Here is a 17,668-nt window from a genome sequence, read left to right on the forward strand (position 1 = left end):
GATGAAACGCTGGGCAGTACTGCCGATCGCCGTACTGATGCTCGCCGGAACCGCTACGGCGCACGCCTCGGGTACGGCGACTCAGCGAACGACCGCGACCTGTGACGTCGCCCTGAGTTCCTTCGGACCAGAGGGTGACCCGACGACCGGGCTCGGTCCGGTGCGACTGGCCTCGACCTCGACCCAACTGGGCAACGGGTACGGTCTCGACCTCTCCGGCTACGCGGTGTCCGGCGACAAGGCGTACTACTGGTACTACTCGCTCACCAACGAAGCCGAGGTCGACCCCGGCCTGCCGCGCGGCTCGCAGCCCGTCGGTTCCGGCTGGTCGGCGTACAAGGCGCTGGAAGTTTCGCAGTTCGCGGCGAAGGGCGCGACCGCGCGGAACACGGCGTACGGACTGTCCGGCGACGGGACTCTGAGGCGCTGGAGCTTCGACATCAACGTCCCGTGGAGGTTCAAAGCCACCGGTTCGGCGCCGGGGTTCGCGTCGGTGAAGTCGATGGCGTTGATCAGCAAGACCGCGACGTACGACACGTTCCTGGCCAACACCCGCGGCGGCGCGCTGTACACCATCCGCATCCCGGTCAGTTCGCCGATGAAGCCGATCGTCAGGCCGGTCCGGACCCGCACGTGGCAAGGCTTCGAGAAGCTCGTCGCGACCAAGTGCGGTCAGTACGGCACGTTCCTGGTCGGCATCGACTTCGACACCCGGACCGCCTATCAGTACGCCGTTGGCCACACCAACGGAACGTCCACAGTCATCCTCGGCCTCGGCCGCCGGAGCGGCTCGTTCCCGGCGCGGGCGTACTACCGGTGGGCCACCAATCCCTACGAGCCGCTGAACGGCGACTGACATGAGGCGACTGTTCTCCTTCGTGGGCGCCGCGGCGCTGATCGCCGGTGTGGTCACCGCGCCGGCTGCCCAGGCGGCTTCGGTGGCTTGTTCCCTCGCGCCGGGCTCCGTGCTCGCCAGCGGCGCGCAGAACAACGGGGGCATCACCGTCGGCTACCCGCCGCGCACCGTCGGGCTGCCCGGCCCGATCTTCGGTGTCTTCGATCCGGGCAGGGTCCGGCTGAGTACGTCGTTCACGAGTGACGCCCACGACAACTGGGGCGCCACCAACCACGGCTGGGTGGTGGCAGGCGACTCGTTGTACTACCGCGAGTACTCCATCGACACCATGAACGAGATCCGCACCGACCAGCCGAACGAGACCCGGCGGGTCGGCGGCGGCTGGTCGAACTTCACCGCGGTCGAGGTCTCCGAGTTCACCACCCGCACCACGGGGTACGGACTGCGCAGCGACGGCACGCTGTTCCGCTGGGGAGTCGTCGCCTGGACTTGGAAGGCCACCGGATCCGCCCCCGGGTTCGCCGCCGTGAAGTCGATGGCGCTGATCAGCAAGACGCCGACGTACGACACGTTCCTCGCGAACACCCGCGGCGGTGCGCTCTACACGATCCGCATCCCGGTCTCCGCGCCGATGAAGCCGATCGTGAAGCCGGTGCGGACGAGGACCTGGCAAGGGTTCGAGAAGTTGCTGGCGAGCAAGTGCGGCAACTACGGGACGCTCCTGGTCGGCATCGACAAGGACACCAGTACCGCGCACACGTATGCCGTCGGTCGCGCGAACGGGACGGCGACGGTGATCAACCATCTGGCCGTTTCCACGGTCAGCAACGATCCGGTCCACTTCCGGTGGGGTGGCATTCCGTCGATCGACCCGCTCAACGGCGACTGAGCACCTCGGTCAGGATCGTCAGGGCCTTGTGCAGATCGGACGTCGACGGCGTCGCGTATCCGATCACCAGCCCTGGCGGTCCTGCCACGCTCCGGCGGTACTCGGACAGCGGCGCGACCACGACACCTGCCTCGCGGGCCGCACGGGCGATCCGCAGATCGTCCTCGCCGTCGGGCAGCAGCAACGTGATGTGCAGGCCCGCGTCCTGGCCGACGATCCGGCCGTACGGCGACAGCACCGCGCAGGTGTGCGTACGCCGGTCCGCGTACAGCCGACGCCCGCGACGGACGGCCTGGTCGAGGTACCCGTCGCGGAGCATGGCGAGCAGGGCCGCCTGCATCGGCCAGCCGGGCCAGTCGCCGGAGTCGGCCCGGAACGTGGCGAGCCGCTCTACCATCGCCTCGGACGCCACCAGCCAGCCGAGGCGGAGCGCCGGGCTGAGCGTCTTCGACAATGTCCCGAGGTGGACGACCCGCTCGAGGTCGAGCTGGGCGAGCGCGGGCAGCGGCGCGACGTCGTACCGGAACTCGCTGTCGTAGTCGTCCTCGATCAGCAGGCTGCCGGTCCGGCGCGCCCACCGGACCAGCTCGTTGCGGCGGGCAACCGGCAGCCGCCCGCCGAGCGGGTACTGGTGGGAGGGCGTGACGTAGACGGCGGCGAGGTCGTCGGTCAGCTCCCCGACCAGCAGGCCGTCCTGGTCCACCCCGACGTCGACGATGTCGAGCTGGTGGTCGCGGGCGGCGACGACCGCGTTCAGGTACCCGGGGTCCTCGATCGCGATCCGGTCGCCGGCCGCGCGCGTGACCGTGAGCAGCAGCCGGAGGCCGTGGACGGTGCCGTTGGTGACCAGGACGTTCTCGGGGCCGCAGGCGATCCCGCGAACGCGGCCGACGTGGTCCGCGAGTGCGGCGCGGAGCGCGGGCAGCCCGGCCGCGTCGTCGTACCCGCGCGGCGGCGACTGGGTGGACACCTCACGCCACGCGCGCCGCCAGCCCGGGTCCGGGGCCGGGGCGATGTACGGGATGCCGGGGCGCAGCGTCAGCAGCTCCGTGTCGGCGTCGGGCCGGTGCTCGACGTGCCGTCGTACGGCGGGTTGCAGCGGGACGACGTCGGTGACGTACGTACCGGCGCCGGTACGGCCCTCGATCCAGCCCTCCGCGTGCAGCTGGTCGTACGCCGCCTGCGTCACCGATCGCGAAACGGCGAGCTCCCGCGCCAGGTCACGGGTCGACGGCAGCCGGTGGCCCGCCTGCAGCCGGCCGTCCAGCACCGCCGCCCGGAACTGCTCCGCGAGCTGCAGGTGCAACGGCAGCCCGGACGTCCGGTCGATCGTCAGCGGCAGCGAACTCTGCACGCCAACTAGGATGCAGCATGGCCATGACCTCAGAGGACGTGTCTCGTTTCGAGCGGTCCAAGGGTCGGCTCGAGGCGATCGCGTACCGGATGCTCGGCTCGGCCAGTGAGGCGGAGGACGCCGTCCAGGAGACGTTCCTGCGCTGGCAGGCCGCGGACCTCACCCGGATCGAGGTCCCCGAGGCCTGGCTCACGAAGGTGCTCACGAACCTCTGCCTCAACCAGCTCGCCTCCGCCCGCGCGCGGCGCGAGACGTACGTCGGTCAGTGGCTGCCGGAACCGCTGCTCGACGGCGACCCGATGCTCGGCCCCGCGGACACCGCGGAGCAGCGCGAGTCGGTGTCGTACGCCGTGCTGACGCTGATGGAGCGGCTGTCCCCGAACGAGCGGGCGGTCTACGTTCTGCGGGAGGCGTTCGACTACGCCCATCGGGAGATCGCCGAGATCCTCGAGATCAGCGAGTCGTCCAGTCAGCAGCTCTTCCGCCGGGCCAAGCAGCACCTCGCGGACGGTCGCGCCCGGACCCACGTCGACGAGGCCGTGGCGCGGCGGATCGTGGACGAGTTCCTCGCCGCCGCCACCAGCGGCCGGACCGATTCGATCGTGCGGCTGCTGACCGCCGACGCGATCTCGGTCGGCGACGGCGGCGGGAAGGTCGCGGCCCGGACCACCGCGGTCGAGGGCGGCCTCGCGGTCGCGCGCTTCCTGCGCGGCATGTTCAAGCCGACCGACGCGAAGCGGCTGTACGTCGGCGGTGCGGCGGAGGTGTACGCCTGGGCGGTCAACAGCGAACCCGCTCTGGTGGTGGTCGTGAACGGTGAGGTCATCGGCGTGATGTGCCTCGAGGTCACCGCCGACGGAGTCACCGCGGTCCGCACCCAGGCGAACCCGGACAAGCTGGCGCGCGCGACCGGGCTGTTCGCCGCCTCCGACCACGGGGAGCCGCTGACCACCATCCTGTGACGTGCTTCACAGTCCGTACCTGTCATGAAACCGCGCGCTGCCCGGTTCAAGGGCTGACACCACATCAGACAGGAGTACGGATATGAAGCACCGCATCGTCGTCCTCGGCGCCGGGTACTCCGGAGCCGTCGCAGCCGGCCGCCTCGCCGCGCGGCTGTACCGCGACGAAGTGAGCATCACCCTCGTCAACGGCGAGACCGACTTCGTGGAGCGGGTTCGCATGCACGAGCTGGCCACCGGCCGGGACCTGAAGCCGCGCCCGCTGGAGCAGGTGTACGCCGGGACCGGCGTCGACCTGAAGATCGCGAAGGTCACCGGCGTGGACGTCGAGCGCAAGACCGTCGCCCTCGACTCCGGCGAACTGGAGTACGACACGCTCGTCTACGCGCTCGGCAGCGGCTGGAACTCGCAGGGCGTCCCGGGTGCCGCCGAGCACGCGTACCAGATCGCCAGCCGTCCCGGCGCGCTCGAGCTGCGCGAGCGCCTGGCGTCGCTGACCGCCGGCCAGACCGTGACCGTTGTCGGCGGCGGCCTCACCGGCGTGGAGTTCGTGACCGAACTGGCCGAGTCGCGGCCGGACCTCGACGTCTCGCTGGTGGTCCGCGGCGAGCTCGGAGACTGGCTGTCGTCCAAGGGCCGCCGGCACCTGCGGAAGGTCGCCGACAAGCTCGGCATCACCGTGCACGAGAACACGGCAGTCGCAGGCGTCGACGCGGATCACGTCACCACCGGCGACGGTACGTCGATCCCCGCGGCGGTCACGGTCTGGACGGCCGGGTTCGCCGTCCACCCGATCGTGCGGGAAACCACGCTGGAGGTCAGCGACACCGGGCGGATCGTGGTCGACGAGACCATGCGGTCGGTTTCGCACCCGGACGTCTACGCGATCGGCGACGCGGCGTACGCGTTGGGCTCGAAGAACAAGCCGCTGCGGATGTCGTGCGCGTCGGGTCAGCCGATGGCGTGGCAGGCCGCCGACTCGATCGCGGCCCGGTTGACAGCGCGCAAGCTGCCGCACGCGCCGCTGGCCTACTTCAACCAGTGCATCTCGCTGGGGCGCAAGAACGGCCTGATCCAGTACGTGACCAGCGACGACCGCGCGATCAACGCGACGCTGAGCGGCCGCGTGGCCGCCGTCTACAAGGAGTTCATCTGCAAGGGCGCCGCGTGGGGAGTGGAGAACCCGATGACCGGCCTGCCGGTCCGGCGTCGCCACGTCGTCGAGCAGCCGGTCCCGATGCGCGAATGGACTAGGTGATTCGTCGCGGAATGGCCCGTGCCACCATGCCACTGCACACCGACTCTGGTCTTATGACCGCTTTGCAGCCAACCGCCCGGACCTCCCTGCGCCGCTCGAAAGAACGCGCCGCCACCGATCGCCAGGCGCTGCACGACGTACTGCTCGACGGTATGTTCTGCCACCTCGGCGTCATCGTGGACTGCGATCCGCTGGTGCTGCCAACGGCGTACGGCGTGGACCTGGACCGCGGGCCGGACGGCGAGATGTACCTGCACGGCTCGGTCGCGGCCAGGAGCGTGGTCGCGGCCCCGCTGCAGACCGTCTGTGCGACGGTGACGCACACCGACGGCCTGGTGCTGGCGAGGTCCGCGTTCCACCACTCGGTGAACTACCGGTCCGCCGTCATCTTCGGCATCCCGCGTCTCGTCACCGATCCGGAGGAGAAGCTGCACGGGCTCAACCGGATCGTCGAACACCTCGTCCCCGGGCGTTCGCTCGAGGTCCGGCCGCCGAACCGCAAGGAGCTGGCCCAGACCTCGGTGCTCGCGCTGTCGCTCACCGAGGCCTCGGTGAAGACCCGCTCGGGGCCCGCCAACGACGAGGAGCAGGACCTCGACCTGCCGTACTGGACAGGCGTGCTTCCGCTCCGTGTCGTGGCCGGCGATCCGGACACCAACCCCGACTGCGACCTTCCGGTCCCCGCCCACGTCCGCACCCGCGCGAAGCTGCTGGGCGCACAGTCCTAGGCCACGGTCCCCTTGTTGTAGCTCGACTGGGCCCAGAAATACCCGACCACCGCGATCGCCACGCACCAGGCCGCGGAGAGCCAGCCGCTGCTGCTGTCCATCGGCGTCCCGAGCAGCAGGTGCCGCAACGTGTCGATGATCGGCGTGAACGGCTGGTACTCGGCGAACCAGCGGATACCGCTCGGCATCGCCTCCAGCGGGATGAACGTGTTGCTCAGGAAGGGCAGCAGCAGGCTGATCGGCAGCACGACGTTGCTCGCGCCCTCCGGCGTCTTGCTGGTCAGGCCGAGCGCGATCGCGAACCAGGTCAGGCCGATGGTGAGGCCGATCAGCAGTACGGCGGCCAGCAGCCAGTCGCCGACCGAGGCGTTCGGCCGGAAGCCGATCAGGACCGCGAAGCCGACCACCAGGGTCAGGCTGACGCTCGTCACCAGCACGTTGGCGAGCACGTGCCCGGTCAGCACGGCCGGCCGGAAGATCGCCATCGTCCGGAACCGGGCCACGATGCCCTCGGACATGTCCATGCAGACGGCGACCGCGGGCGACATGGTCCCGGACGCGATCGACATCAGCAGGATGCCGGGCGTGAGGAAGTCGATGTAGTCGAAGTCGCCGCCGGCCCCGCCGAGGCCGGCCGCGAACGTGTCGCCGAACACCAGGCCGAACAGCAGGATCATGATCACCGGCATCCCCAGGGCGCCGAGCGACAGGCCGGGGTAGCGCTGGGCGTGCCGCAAGTTGCGGCGCAGCATCGTCGCGGTGTCGTTCAGTGCGTAACTCATTTCGCCGTCACTTCCTTCGGAGCGGGCTGACCGGTGACGGCGAAGAACACGTCGTCCAGGTCGGGGGTGTGGACAGTCAGTTCGTCGACCTCGAGCGACGAGTCGTCGATCCGGGCCAGCAGGTCGCGCAACGCGTGCACGCTGCCGTCGTTCGGCACCTGCAGGACCAGTGCTTCGTGGTTCGGTACGGCGGTCGGCAGCGCCCGGCCCGCGAGCGTGAACTCCTCGGGCGACGTGAACCGCAGCCGGATGTGTCCGCCCGGCGCGAGCCGCTTCAGCTCCTCCGGCGTCCCTTGGGCGACCAGCCGCCCGTGGTCGAGCACCGCGACCCGGTCGGCCAACTGGTCGGCCTCCTCGAGGTACTGCGTGGTGAGCAGGACCGTGACGCCGCCGGCGACGAGCTCGCGGATCAGCGTCCACATGCGGTGCCGGCTGCGAGGGTCGAGACCCGTGGTCGGCTCGTCGAGAAAGATGATCCGCGGCCGGCCGACCAGCGTCATGGCCAGGTCGAGCCGGCGCTTCATACCGCCCGAGTAGGTCGACGCGAGCTTCTTGCCGGCGTCGGCGAGGTCGAACCGTTCGAGCAGCTCGTCCGCCCGGCTGCGGGCCTCCTGCTTGCCGAGGTGGTGCAGGTCGCCCATCAGGATCAAGTTCTCGCGGCCGGTCATCAGGCCGTCGACCGCGGAGAACTGGCCGGTCACGCCGATCGCGGCGCGGACCGCGTCCGGCTCCTGGTGCAGGTCGTGGCCGGCCACCCGGATCTCGCCGGCGTCGGCCGTGCTCAGCGTGGACAGGATCTGGACCGCGGTGGTCTTGCCGGCGCCGTTCGGGCCGAGCAGGGAAAAGATGGTGCCTTCGGCAACGTTCAGGTCGATGCCGTCGAGCACGAGTTTCTCGCCGTAGGACTTGCGCAGTCCGCGGACGTCGATCGCTGCTGACATGAGGGATCCTCGGTGGTTTTCGGGCAGGGGGAACCTGACCCGGGACGGTTGACGGGTCTGCTGAGGGAGGATTCGGGCGTGCCTGATCACCCGGGCGCCCGCGACGGGGCTCCGGTGCTGGTGCGGGGGTTCAGTTAGATGTCGAGATCCTCGACCGCCGGCTGCTCGGCGGCCTCCTCGACGAGGGTGTACAGGTCCTCCGGGATCAGGGCGCGGAGCTCCTCGACCGTGTCCACGACGTGCAGGGTGGCCTCGCCCTGCGCCATGCTCCAGGACTGGTCGGTGCTCCAGTTGCCGACCCAGGAGCGCCACCCGGTCAGGTAGCGCTCGTCGTCGGCGTTCTGCTTGAACTGGCTGCGGCGGTCCGCGTGCAGGACGAACTTGCCGGTCCGGCTGCGGTAGACCTTGAAGGCCTCGTAGCCGTCCTTGCTCGACCGGCCGCCTTCGGCGAGCAGCACGCCGGAGAACCGTTGCTTGCGGCCGGTGCCCCGGCCCACCCGCACGGTGATCTCGTCGTACCCCTCGAGCCGGCCCTCTTCCATCTCGACGTACCTGCGCAGTGCGATCGAGATCGCCGAGGACAGGTTGCCGGCGAGCTCCTGGGCCCGCTTGTACAGCGGCAGGTCGTCGTCGGACACGTAGATCGTCTTGTTCGGCATCGCTTGTCTCCTCCTACGTAGAACTATACGCACATGGGTACGCAGACGTCTACGTATAGCTCTACGTAGAAGTGGAGGCGGCCGTGATCGGCCGCCTCCAGAGGGTCGTGGCTGGTTACCTGGGCGAGTACAGCCAGGGATGCTCGATGTCGTAGAACATCGGCGGGCCGGCCGCGAGACTGTTCATCTCGTCCATGTCCGCCTGCAGCTCCGGCGGTACCTCCTTGCGCTCACCCGCGCGCGCCTCGGCCTCGGTGGTGAAGTACATCGCCATCGTGTAGTCGCCGTCGTCGTACATGGCGACCTCGCTGCCGAGGATCTCGGGCCGGAACGCGGCCCATTCGTCGCGGTGCTGCCCCATCACTTCCCGTGCGCGCTCCGGGTTGCTGCCGGCGCCCTGCATGACCTGCACGAAGCCGGCCGAGTCCGGATTCCCGTGCACGTCCAGTACGACGTCCTCCGTGTCGTGGAAGGTGGCATTGCCGTCGCTGAGCAGCGACGTGAACTCGTGCCACCACTTGTCCTGCGCCGGGCTGTCGCTGTTCCGCCGCGCGGCGTCGGCGGAGTCGAAACGAGCCAGCGCGATGAACTTGCCGTCCGCGGTGACACCGGCCGTGGTCCCCAGCCAGCCGGATGCCTCGGGCGCCAGTTCTTCCATCCACCGATCCATCGCTTGATGCGCCTGGTCGGCGTCGGTGACCTGCCCCTGAATGACCTGAACGAACATGTGAGACCCTCCCCGTCTCTCAGGCCGCTACTTGGCATTTCGACGGTACGCCCGCCTGGCGTGAGCGGCGAGCGTCGGCAGGATCGCGACGGTGGACAACTGGGGCCGGCCATCTGAACGGTGTGGAAACTGGGGCCGCTAAACCTGACTTATCCACAGATTCGGGGCGGTTTTCGGTGGAATCGGTGGAGAAGTAAGGAATGAGCTGGGGACAACTCGCCCGAATCGGTGTGCACAACTGGGGATACGGGTGTGGATAACTCCGGAGATCCCAGGCAGCCTAAGGCAAGCCTTGCCTTATTTAGCTCGATCCGGACCTCGGCCGGGTGCGCCCGGTCGCCGGCTGAGGTCCGCTGCAGAGGTCGGTCAGCGGGCGGTCAGACCCACTGGGTGGAGACGACGAAGCCGACCGCGATCAGGCCCATGCCGATCAGCAGGTTCCAGTTGCCCAGGCCGTCCATCACCGGGATGTCCTGGCCGGCCACATAGAAGACGACCAGCCAGGCGAGTCCGAGCAGCCAGCAGGCCAGCATCAGCGGCGCGACCCACACGCGGCTGGTGGTGCGCGGCTTCTTCGGCGTCTTCTCCGCCTTGACCTTCTCGGTCTTCTTCTTATTGCGACTGCTCGACTCGGGCACGACTGAACTCCTTGTAAGGACGCATAAGCTGACCGCTGCGGACCTTTTGGGGCCCGGTTCCGGGTTAGCGTAGTGCAGAGAGCAATGTGGAGATCACGGGTGCGTAGGTTGAGGCGGATTTCTTTGTGGCGTGTGGGCGCGCCACTGGCGCTGTTGTGCGCCGGTCTGCTGTTCGCGACCAGCGCCACCAACGCCCGGGGCACCGACCTGCGACCCAGCCGTAACACTACGCTCGCGGGCCTTGTGGAGGAACAGAGCCGCCGCAGCGCCAGCCTGGTCCGCCAGCACGCGGCGCTGACCCAGGACATCGAGAAGCTGCAGGCGCAGCAGGGCTCGATCGACCCGGCGCTGGCCAAGCAGCTCAAGGACCTGTCCGACGCCGTCGGCACGACGCCGGTCACTGGGCCGGGGCTGACCGTGACACTGAAGGACGCGCCGTCCGAGGTGGTCAAGGAGAACCCGGACGTCGACGCCGACTGGCTGGTGATCCACCAGCAGGACATCCAGGCGGTGGTGAACGCGCTCTGGGCCGGCGGCGCGGACGCGATCTCGATCCAGAACCACCGGGTCATCTCGACGACCGGGATCAAGTGCGTCGGCAACTCGGTCGTCCTGCACGGCGTCCCGTACCTCCCGCCGTACAAGATCACCGCGATCGGGGACCGGCGGAAGCTGCAGAAGGCGCTCGACGACTCGCAGTACATCGAGAACCTGCAGGACTACGTGGTGAAGTTCCAGCTCGGGTACGACGTGAAGAACGAGTCGTCGATCTCGATGCCGGCCTACGAGGGCACGCTGGACCTGCAGAGCGCCACGGTCCCGGGCTTCGACCGCACCCCGTCGGCCAGTCCCACGGCCTCGGGCCGATAGCTGTCACAATGGTCCGCATGCCGCGGATCCTTGTCGTCGACAACTACGACTCCTTCGTCTACAACCTGGTGCAGTACCTGCAGCAACTGCAGGCCGACACCACCGTGCTGCGCAACGACGAAGTCACCCCTGACCAGGTCGGCGAGTACGACGGTGTGCTGCTCTCCCCCGGCCCTGGTACGCCGGAAGAGGCCGGCGCCTGCATCGACATCGTGAAGGAGAAGGGCAGCGAGGTCCCGATCTTCGGCGTCTGCCTCGGCCTGCAGGCGATCGGTGTCGCGTACGGCGGCGTCGTCGGCCGCGCGGACGAGCTGCTGCACGGGAAGACCAGTCAGGTGTTCCACGAGGGCGCCGGCGTGCTGTCGGGTCTCCCGTCGCCGTTCACCGCGACCCGGTACCACTCGCTGGCCATCGCGCAGGACAGCGTGCCGAACGAGCTCCAGGTGACCGCGCGGACCGAGGCCGGTGTGATCATGGCGGCCCGGCACCGCGACTACCCCGTCGAGGGTGTGCAGTTCCACCCGGAGTCCGTGCTGACCGAGGGTGGCCACCGGATGCTCGCCAACTGGCTCGAGATCTGCGGCGACGACGGCGCGGTCGCTCGCTCCGCGGGCCTGGCCCCGGTCGTCAGCTGAACCACCCGCAACCGAAGAACCCCCGGAGCGACCGCTCCGGGGGTTCTGTCGTCTCAGCCGCCGATCGTGATGCCGGGCGTCGTCGGCCCGGACGGCGGAGGCGTCTCCGTGTTGCTCGGCGGCGGTGTGTTGGTGGGCTGCTCCTGCAGCTTGTTCACCGTCAGCGTGATCAGCGAGCCCTTCGCGGCCTTGCTGCCGGCCTTGACGGACTGCTGCAGCACGGTCCCCTCGGGGGCGTTCTGGTCGTTGCCGAAGGTGTACCCGACCTGGAAGCCGGCCTTCTCGAGGGTCAGCTTCGCGTCGTCGTACGTCTGGGTGACGACGTTCGGTACGTCGACCTCGGTCTTGCCGCTGGAGATCGTCAGGGTGAACTCCTGACCCGACGGGTACTGCGCCGTCGGATCCGGGCTGACAGCGATGACGGTGCCCTTCTTCTCCTCGCTGTCCTGCTCGATCGCCTTGTCCTTGACCTTGAACTGGCCCTTGGCGTCCTCGAGCGCGTTGCGCGCCTTCGACTCCGACAAGCCGATCACGTCCGGCACCGAGAACGCGGTCTGGCCCGCCGACACCACGACGTTGACGGTCGAGCCCTGCTCCGCCTCGGTCCCGCCCTGCGGCGTCTGCCGGATGATGAGTCCCCGCCCGACCGTGTCGCTCTTCTCCGATGTGGACGAGATCTTCAGGCCCTGCTGCTCGAGCAGCGCGGTCGCGTCGGCCAGCGACTTGAGCTTCAGATCGGGCACGGCGACCTTGGCCGGCGGCGTGGCCGTCGTACCGCCGCCGGCGGTGTCGTTCTTGTTCATGTTCGAGAACAGGGCGTACGCGCCGACGGCGACCGCGACGATCGCGAGACCCAGCAGGAAGTACGCCAGGCCGCGGTTGCGGCGGGAGCGCGAGTCCTGCTCCTCGTCCAGGTCGTCGCCGCCCGGGGGCAGCAGGTCGTTCGCGGCGGTCTGCCGGTACTGCTGGGTCGCGGCCGTCGCCGCCAGCGCGGTGGGGGCCATCGACCGGGTTTCCGCGACCGCCGCCATCGGCGCGGTCACCTGCTGGCCGGCCAGCACCCGGTGGATGTCGGCGCGCATCTCCGAGGCGCTCTGGTACCGCTCCTCGCGGCTCTTCGCGAGCGCTTTCAGGACGACCGCGTCGACCTCCGGCGGGATGTCGGGGTCGAACGACGACGGCGGCAGCGGCTGCTCGCGGACGTGCTGGTAGGCCACCGAGACCGGCGACTCGCCGACGAACGGCGGCCGGCCGGTGAGCAGTTCGTACAGCAGACAGCCGGTGGAGTACAGGTCGGAGCGGGCGTCCACGGTCTCGCCGCGGGCCTGCTCCGGGGACAGGTACTGCGCGGTGCCGATCACGGCCGCGGTCTGGGTCATCGTGGAGGACGTGTCGGCGACCGCGCGGGCGATACCGAAGTCCATCACCTTGACCTGGCCCTGCGGGGTCAGCATCACGTTCCCGGGCTTGATGTCGCGGTGCACGATGCCGGCCCGGTGGCTGTAGTCGAGTGCCTCGAGCACACCGGAGGTGATCTCCAGCGCCCGCTCGGGCATGATCTTGCGGCCTTCGCGGATCAGGTCCCGCAGCGTCTTGCCGGTGACCAGTTCCATCACGATGTACGGAATGGTGACGCCGGAGCCGTTCGGGTCCGGCTCCTCGCCGGTGTCGTAGACCGAGACGATCGTCGGGTGGTTGAGTGATGCGGCCGACTGCGCCTCGCGGCGGAACCTGGCCTGGAAGGTGGCGTCGCTGGCCAGGTCGATCCGCAGCCGCTTGATCGCGACGCTCCGGCCGAGCCGGTTGTCGACACCCTTGCGGACCTCGGCCATGCCGCCGCGGCCGAGCGGTTCGCCTTCTTCGTACCGGCCGCCGACGAGACGTGCCTGCGATGTCATGACCTCAGCCTTCCAACCTGTCTGCGTTAGACACGAAAACCACACTCAACTTGCCCACGGTAGCGGCCGCCACACGTGGATCCCCGTTGGAAAGACGCGCTGTGATCGCATCATTCCGTATGGTGCTCATTGGCTCAGCACCGCCTCCATCACCTTCTTGGCGATCGGCGCGGCCAGCCGGCCGCCGGCCACGTCGTCGCGCGCGACGTCGGCCTTCTCGATCAGCACCGCGACCGCGATCTTCGGATCGTCGGCGGGCGCGAAAGCGGTGAACCACGCGAACGGCGGGCGGTCCTTCGACGTCTGCGCCGTACCGGTCTTGCCGGCCACCTGCACGCCGCTGATCGCGCCCGGCTTGCCGGTGCCGTTGGCGACGACGTCGACCATCATCGCCGTCAGCTGCGACGCGACCTGCGGGGTGATCGCCTGGTGCAGCGACTCCGGCTTGGTCTCGGACACCGTCTTCAGGTCCGGGGTCTTCACGTTCTGGACCAGGTACGGCTTCATCACCTCGCCCTTGTTCGCGATCCCGGCCGCCACCATAGCCATCTGCAGCGGGGTGGCCCGGACGTCGAACTGGCCGATCGCGGACTGCGCGGTCTGCGGCTCGTTCGGGTCGCCGGGGAACTGGCTGGTGGCCACGCTCGGCAGCTCGGTCAGCGGCCGGGCGCCGAAGCCGAACTTCGCGGCCTGCTCGCGCAGCGCGTCCGGGCCGACGTCCAGACCGACGCTGCCGAACGCCGTGTTGCAGGAATACCGCAGCGCGATCGTGAGGGTCGCGTTGTTGCTGCCGCCGCAGTTCTTGCCGTCCTCGTTCACCAGCGGGACCGTGGTCTGCGGCAGCGGCAGCTCGGCCGGCGAGTTCACCTTGCTCTCCGGCGTGTACTTGCCGCTGGACAGCGCGGCCGCCGCGGTCACCAGCTTGAACGTCGACCCCGGCGGATACAGCTCCTGCACCGCGCGGTTCGACAGCGGCTTGTCCTTGTCGGCGTTCAGGTTCTTCCAGGCCGCGCCGACCTTCTCGCTGTCGTGCGACGCGAGCAGGTTCGGGTCGTACGACGGGCGGCTCGCCATCGCCAGGATCCGCCCGGTCTTCGGCTCGATCGCCACCACCGCGCCGGTCTTCCCGGCCAGACCGCTGTACGCCGCCTGCTGGGCCGCGGCGTTCAGCGTCAAGGTCACGCTGCCGCCCTGCTGTGGCCGGTTGCTGATCACGTCGATGATCCGGCGGAACGCCATCGACGGGTCCGACCCGTTCAGCTCGGCGTTCATCGTCAGCTCGATGCCGCCGCGGCCGAACAGGTACGAGTAGAACCCGGTCACCGGCGCGTAGACCGGGCCGCTGGCGTACGTGCGCTGGTACTTGAACCGGTCGTCGGACGGCTTGCTCTGCGCGACCGGCGTACTGCCGATCAGGATCGGGCCGCGGTTCACCGAGAACTGCGAGTCCCGGACCCGGTTGTTGTCGTTGCGGCCGTTGATCTCGTTCGCCCGGAACGCCTGCAGGTACGTCGAGTTCGCCATCAGCGCGAGCATCAGGATCATCGCCGCCACGGCCAGTCGTCGGATCGCCGAGTTCACTGCTTCTGCACCGCCATTGCGATCGTTTCGTCGGACACGGGAGCGGCCGGGGTCTGCGGCCGCCGGGCCTGGTCGCTGATCCGCAGCAGCAGCGCGATGATCGCCCAGTTGGCGACCAGCGACGTACCGCCGAGGGCCATGAACGGGGTGGCCAGACCGGTCAGCGGGATCAGCCCGGTGACGCCGCCGACGATCACGAACACCTGCAGCGCGAACGACATCGCCAGACCGGTCGCGATCAGCTTGCCGAAGATGTCCCGGCAGCCGAGGGCCGTGCGCAGGCCGCGCTCGATGATCAGCGTGTAGACCAGCAGGATCGCGATCAGCCCGGTCAGCCCGAGCTCCTCGGCGAACGAGGAGATGATCATGTCGCTCTGCGAGTACAGCGTCGCCTCCGGGTGGCCCTGCCCGAGGCCGCGGCCGAGGATGCCGCCCCAGGCCTGGCCCATCAGCCCGAGCTTCACCTGGCCGCCGTCGATCGCCCACGGGTCGAGCCAGTCGGTGACCCGGCGGTGCACGTGACCGAAGGTCGTGTAGGCGAAGAAGGCGCCGCCGGCGAACAGCAGGCCACCGATGATCAGCCAGCCGGCCCGCTCGGTGGACACGTACAGCAGGAACAGGAACAGGCCGAAGAACAGCAGCGACGAACCGAGGTCGCTCTCGAACACCAGCACGCCCAGGCTGACCGCCCAGGCGATGCCGATCGGCCCGAGGTCGCGGGCCCGCGGCAGGTCGAGCCCGAGGAACCGGTGCCCCGCCAGCGTGAGGACGTCGCGTTTCACCACCAGGTAGCCGGCGAAGAACACGACCAGGCAGATCTTCGCGAACTCACCGGGCTGGAAGGACATGCCGGCCAGCCGGATCCAGATCCGGGCGCCGTTCAGGTTCACGCCGAGGCCGGGAATCAGCGGCAGCACCAGGAGCACCAGACCGGCCAGGCCGGCGGTGTAGGTCAGCGCCTGCAGCCGGCGGTGATCCCTGATCACGAGGATGACGACCAGGAACAGCACGATGCCGACCGCGGTCCAGGTGATCTGCTGCGGCGCCGCGGCCGCCTTCGGCGTGTTCCCGCGCGCCTCGGCGACGATGGCCAGGCCGAGGTCGATGCGGTGGATCATCGCGACCCCGAGGCCGTTCAGCAGCACGGCGCAGGGCAGCAGCACCGGATCGGCGTACGGCGCCCGGTACCGCAGGGCGAGGTGCGCGATCAGGGCGAGCAGCCCGATCCCGGCGGCGTAGTACCCGGTGCTCGCCGGGACTGCGTTCTGCACGGTGACGCCGATGTTCACGTACGCGCCGACCGAGACCGCGATCGCGATCACGAGCAGCAGCAGCTCCACCCCGCGTCTGGTCCGCGGGATGATCTGGATGACTGAGGTGGACGCGATGCTCATCGGCGTCCTCGCTTCGCTCCGGGCGCCGATGAGGCACGAGCACGCTGTGTTGTCTTGATGCCCTCGCTCCGCTCGGTCATCGGACCCCGTCGCAGTCGTCGGGGTCGACCGGCGTGCTCGGGGACGCCGTACCGGTCGGGGCCGTCGACGCGGGCGGCGTGGAGACCGGCGGCTTCGAGACGGGCGGTTTCGAGACCGGCGTGGAGACCGGGGGCTTCGCCGGTGTGGTCGAGGGCTTGGGGGTCGGCGTCGGCTTGACCTTGGCGGCGCACTCCGCCGCGGTGTGCTGCAGCTCGGCGACGATCGACCGCGCACCGGCCAGGTTGTCCGCCTGGATGTTGCCCTCCACCTGCTCCCGGCTGTACGTCGGGAGCTTGTCGACCTGCAGCGCCTGCCGCTCGTACACCTTCGACAGCGACAGGCCTGGCAGGTCCGCCTCGACGCCCTTGAAGATCGCCACGTAGTCGCCGTCGGTGCCGACGTAGTACTGCTTCTGGGTCCAGCTGTACGCGAACCAGGCGCCGCCGCCGATCAGGCCGAGGATCACGACCAGCACGGCGATCCGCCGCAGCCACGGGAACCGCTTCGGGGGCCGCGGCGCGTACCGCAGCTCCTCCGGGTCGAGAGCCGTGCCGTGACCGCCGTGACCGCCGCCGTGGCCGTGACCGCCGCCGGCGCGGACCGCGGTCGTCGGCTCACCGCGACCCGTGCTGCCCTGCGCCAGCTCGGCGGCCGCGCCGACCAGCTGCGGCCGGGCACCGCTCGCGGGCTCGGTCTCGACGACGTCCGCGACGACACAGGTGACGTTGTCGTTCGAGCCGGCCTCGAGCGCGTGCGTGATCAGCTCGACGACGACCGAGTCCGGCGTACCGGAGGCCATCGAGGCTCCGATCACCTCGTCGCTCACGTAGTCGGGCAGGCCGTCGCTGCACAGCATCAGCCGGTCGCCGGCCTGGACGTCGAGGATCTCCAGGTCCGGGTCGGAGTCCGGGCGGCCGTCGAGGACGCGCAGGATCAGGTTCCGGTGCGGGTGGCTGAAGGCCTCCTCCTGGGAGATCCGGCCCTCGTCGACCAGCGACTGCACGAAGGTGTGGTCGTGGCTCAGCTGGTACAGCTGACCGTCCCGCAAGCGATACGCCCGGGAGTCGCCCAGGTGCGCCAGGCCGAGCTGCTTGCCGTCGAACATCAGCGCGGTCACGGTCGAGCCCATGCCCTCGCGCTCCGGGTCCTCCTCGACCAGCTCGGACAGCCGCTCATTGGCCCGGTGCACGGCGCCGGCCAGCGCCTCGATCATGTCCTCGCCGCTGATCTCCGCGGTGTCCAGCCGCCGGATCACCTGGACCGCCGCCGCGCTGGCCACCTCACCGGCCGCCGCACCGCCCATCCCGTCGGCGAGCAGCAGTAGGTGCGGACCGGCGTACGCCGAGTCCTCGTTGTTGCGGCGCACCCGTCCGACGTCGGAGAGGGTTGCGTAGTCGAGCGACAGGGTCATCGAG

General features: G+C 69.4%; 17 protein-coding genes. 7 read left to right on the top strand and 10 right to left on the bottom strand.

The features are described 5' to 3' along the window. The first annotated feature begins 1 nt into the window (after window position 1). Window positions 2-856, top strand: coding sequence for a hypothetical protein (locus tag ACWEOO_RS20190; RefSeq protein WP_452144279.1), 855 nt, complete (start codon window positions 2-4; stop codon window positions 854-856). A 1-nt stretch (window position 857) separates the two neighbouring features. After that, complete coding sequence (locus ACWEOO_RS20195) at window positions 858-1,745, top strand: hypothetical protein (RefSeq protein WP_452144280.1); 888 nt, start codon at window positions 858-860, stop codon at window positions 1,743-1,745. Here the strand turns inward: ACWEOO_RS20195 and pdxR are convergent. Beyond that, window positions 1,732-3,099, bottom strand: a complete 1,368-nt coding sequence (gene pdxR, locus ACWEOO_RS20200; RefSeq protein WP_452144281.1) for a MocR-like pyridoxine biosynthesis transcription factor PdxR — start codon at window positions 3,097-3,099, stop codon at window positions 1,732-1,734. The two genes, ACWEOO_RS20195 and pdxR, sit on opposite strands and share 14 nt — an antisense overlap. Window positions 3,100-3,116: 17 nt before the next feature. Between pdxR and sigJ the strand changes: the two genes are divergently transcribed. From sigJ to ACWEOO_RS20215, 3 genes are all read left to right on the top strand, one after another. After that, entirely contained in the window at window positions 3,117-4,061 is a 945-nt protein-coding gene (gene sigJ, locus ACWEOO_RS20205) for an RNA polymerase sigma factor SigJ (RefSeq protein ID WP_452144282.1), read from the top strand. An 82-nt stretch (window positions 4,062-4,143) separates the two neighbouring features. Next, on the top strand, window positions 4,144-5,319 hold the full coding sequence (locus tag ACWEOO_RS20210; protein WP_452144283.1) for an NAD(P)/FAD-dependent oxidoreductase: 1,176 nt from the start codon (window positions 4,144-4,146) through the stop codon (window positions 5,317-5,319). Between the two features lie 53 nt (window positions 5,320-5,372). After that, window positions 5,373-6,047 carry a pyridoxamine 5'-phosphate oxidase family protein gene (locus ACWEOO_RS20215; RefSeq protein ID WP_359934825.1) on the top strand — a complete coding sequence of 225 codons (675 nt, stop codon included), beginning with the start codon at window positions 5,373-5,375 and terminating at the stop codon, window positions 6,045-6,047. Here the strand turns inward: ACWEOO_RS20215 and ACWEOO_RS20220 are convergent. From ACWEOO_RS20220 to ACWEOO_RS20240, 5 genes are all read right to left on the bottom strand, one after another. Continuing rightward, on the bottom strand, window positions 6,044-6,829 hold the full coding sequence (locus tag ACWEOO_RS20220) for an ABC transporter permease (protein ID WP_452144284.1): 786 nt from the start codon (window positions 6,827-6,829) through the stop codon (window positions 6,044-6,046). The two genes, ACWEOO_RS20215 and ACWEOO_RS20220, sit on opposite strands and share 4 nt — an antisense overlap. Continuing rightward, the gene (locus ACWEOO_RS20225) at window positions 6,826-7,770 is read right to left on the bottom strand and encodes an ATP-binding cassette domain-containing protein (RefSeq protein WP_359934823.1); all 945 of its coding nucleotides are present in this window, start codon (window positions 7,768-7,770) and stop codon (window positions 6,826-6,828) included. Before ACWEOO_RS20225 ends, ACWEOO_RS20220 begins: the two co-directional genes overlap by 4 nt. A 134-nt stretch (window positions 7,771-7,904) precedes the next feature. Continuing rightward, window positions 7,905-8,429, bottom strand: a complete 525-nt coding sequence (locus ACWEOO_RS20230; protein WP_355693597.1) for an EXLDI protein — start codon at window positions 8,427-8,429, stop codon at window positions 7,905-7,907. A gap of 115 nt (window positions 8,430-8,544) precedes the next feature. Next, window positions 8,545-9,156, bottom strand: a complete 612-nt coding sequence (locus ACWEOO_RS20235; RefSeq protein WP_359934822.1) for a hypothetical protein — start codon at window positions 9,154-9,156, stop codon at window positions 8,545-8,547. 377 nt (window positions 9,157-9,533) lie between these two features. Next, window positions 9,534-9,794 (bottom strand): cell division protein CrgA, encoded by a 261-nt coding sequence (locus ACWEOO_RS20240; RefSeq protein WP_359934821.1) that lies wholly within the window; start codon window positions 9,792-9,794, stop codon window positions 9,534-9,536. Window positions 9,795-9,926: 132 nt separating this feature from the next. Between ACWEOO_RS20240 and ACWEOO_RS20245 the strand changes: the two genes are divergently transcribed. Together ACWEOO_RS20245 and ACWEOO_RS20250 are read left to right on the top strand one after the other, a co-directional pair. Continuing rightward, on the top strand, window positions 9,927-10,664 hold the full coding sequence (locus ACWEOO_RS20245; protein ID WP_452144285.1) for a DUF881 domain-containing protein: 738 nt from the start codon (window positions 9,927-9,929) through the stop codon (window positions 10,662-10,664). A gap of 17 nt (window positions 10,665-10,681) precedes the next feature. Then, on the top strand, window positions 10,682-11,299 hold the full coding sequence (locus ACWEOO_RS20250; RefSeq protein WP_452144286.1) for an aminodeoxychorismate/anthranilate synthase component II: 618 nt from the start codon (window positions 10,682-10,684) through the stop codon (window positions 11,297-11,299). A 53-nt stretch (window positions 11,300-11,352) separates the two neighbouring features. Here the strand turns inward: ACWEOO_RS20250 and pknB are convergent, their stop codons facing one another. The 4 genes from pknB to ACWEOO_RS20270 all read right to left on the bottom strand — a co-directional run bounded on the left by pknB (window position 11,353) and on the right by ACWEOO_RS20270 (window position 17,664). Next, window positions 11,353-13,197, bottom strand: coding sequence for a Stk1 family PASTA domain-containing Ser/Thr kinase (gene pknB, locus ACWEOO_RS20255; RefSeq protein ID WP_452144287.1), 1,845 nt, complete (start codon window positions 13,195-13,197; stop codon window positions 11,353-11,355). Window positions 13,198-13,323: 126 nt separating this feature from the next. Beyond that, complete coding sequence (locus tag ACWEOO_RS20260; protein ID WP_452144288.1) at window positions 13,324-14,778, bottom strand: peptidoglycan D,D-transpeptidase FtsI family protein; 1,455 nt, start codon at window positions 14,776-14,778, stop codon at window positions 13,324-13,326. Further along, window positions 14,775-16,172, bottom strand: coding sequence for an FtsW/RodA/SpoVE family cell cycle protein (locus ACWEOO_RS20265; RefSeq protein ID WP_363706776.1), 1,398 nt, complete (start codon window positions 16,170-16,172; stop codon window positions 14,775-14,777). The genes ACWEOO_RS20260 and ACWEOO_RS20265 overlap by 4 nt, the downstream gene beginning before the upstream one ends. 76 nt (window positions 16,173-16,248) lie before the next feature. Further along, window positions 16,249-17,664: a PP2C family protein-serine/threonine phosphatase gene (locus tag ACWEOO_RS20270; protein WP_452144289.1), complete on the bottom strand. Its 1,416-nt coding sequence runs from the start codon at window positions 17,662-17,664 to the stop codon at window positions 16,249-16,251. Window positions 17,665-17,668: the final 4 nt, after the last annotated feature.

Source organism: Kribbella sp. NPDC004138 (genome assembly GCF_053603655.1).

Coding starts and splice junctions, on each gene's coding strand:
- ACWEOO_RS20195 (WP_452144280.1), top strand. CDS start 858: ATGAGGCGACTGTTCTCCTTCGTGGGCGCCGCGGCGCTGATCGCCGGT.
- ACWEOO_RS20225 (WP_359934823.1), bottom strand. CDS start 7,770: ATGTCAGCAGCGATCGACGTCCGCGGACTGCGCAAGTCCTACGGCGAG.
- ACWEOO_RS20265 (WP_363706776.1), bottom strand. CDS start 16,172: ATGAGCATCGCGTCCACCTCAGTCATCCAGATCATCCCGCGGACCAGA.
- pknB (WP_452144287.1), bottom strand. CDS start 13,197: ATGACATCGCAGGCACGTCTCGTCGGCGGCCGGTACGAAGAAGGCGAA.
- ACWEOO_RS20230 (WP_355693597.1), bottom strand. CDS start 8,429: ATGCCGAACAAGACGATCTACGTGTCCGACGACGACCTGCCGCTGTAC.
- ACWEOO_RS20220 (WP_452144284.1), bottom strand. CDS start 6,829: ATGAGTTACGCACTGAACGACACCGCGACGATGCTGCGCCGCAACTTG.
- ACWEOO_RS20190 (WP_452144279.1), top strand. CDS start 2: ATGAAACGCTGGGCAGTACTGCCGATCGCCGTACTGATGCTCGCCGGA.
- ACWEOO_RS20270 (WP_452144289.1), bottom strand. CDS start 17,664: ATGACCCTGTCGCTCGACTACGCAACCCTCTCCGACGTCGGACGGGTG.
- sigJ (WP_452144282.1), top strand. CDS start 3,117: ATGGCCATGACCTCAGAGGACGTGTCTCGTTTCGAGCGGTCCAAGGGT.
- ACWEOO_RS20250 (WP_452144286.1), top strand. CDS start 10,682: ATGCCGCGGATCCTTGTCGTCGACAACTACGACTCCTTCGTCTACAAC.
- ACWEOO_RS20235 (WP_359934822.1), bottom strand. CDS start 9,156: ATGTTCGTTCAGGTCATTCAGGGGCAGGTCACCGACGCCGACCAGGCG.
- ACWEOO_RS20210 (WP_452144283.1), top strand. CDS start 4,144: ATGAAGCACCGCATCGTCGTCCTCGGCGCCGGGTACTCCGGAGCCGTC.
- ACWEOO_RS20215 (WP_359934825.1), top strand. CDS start 5,373: ATGACCGCTTTGCAGCCAACCGCCCGGACCTCCCTGCGCCGCTCGAAA.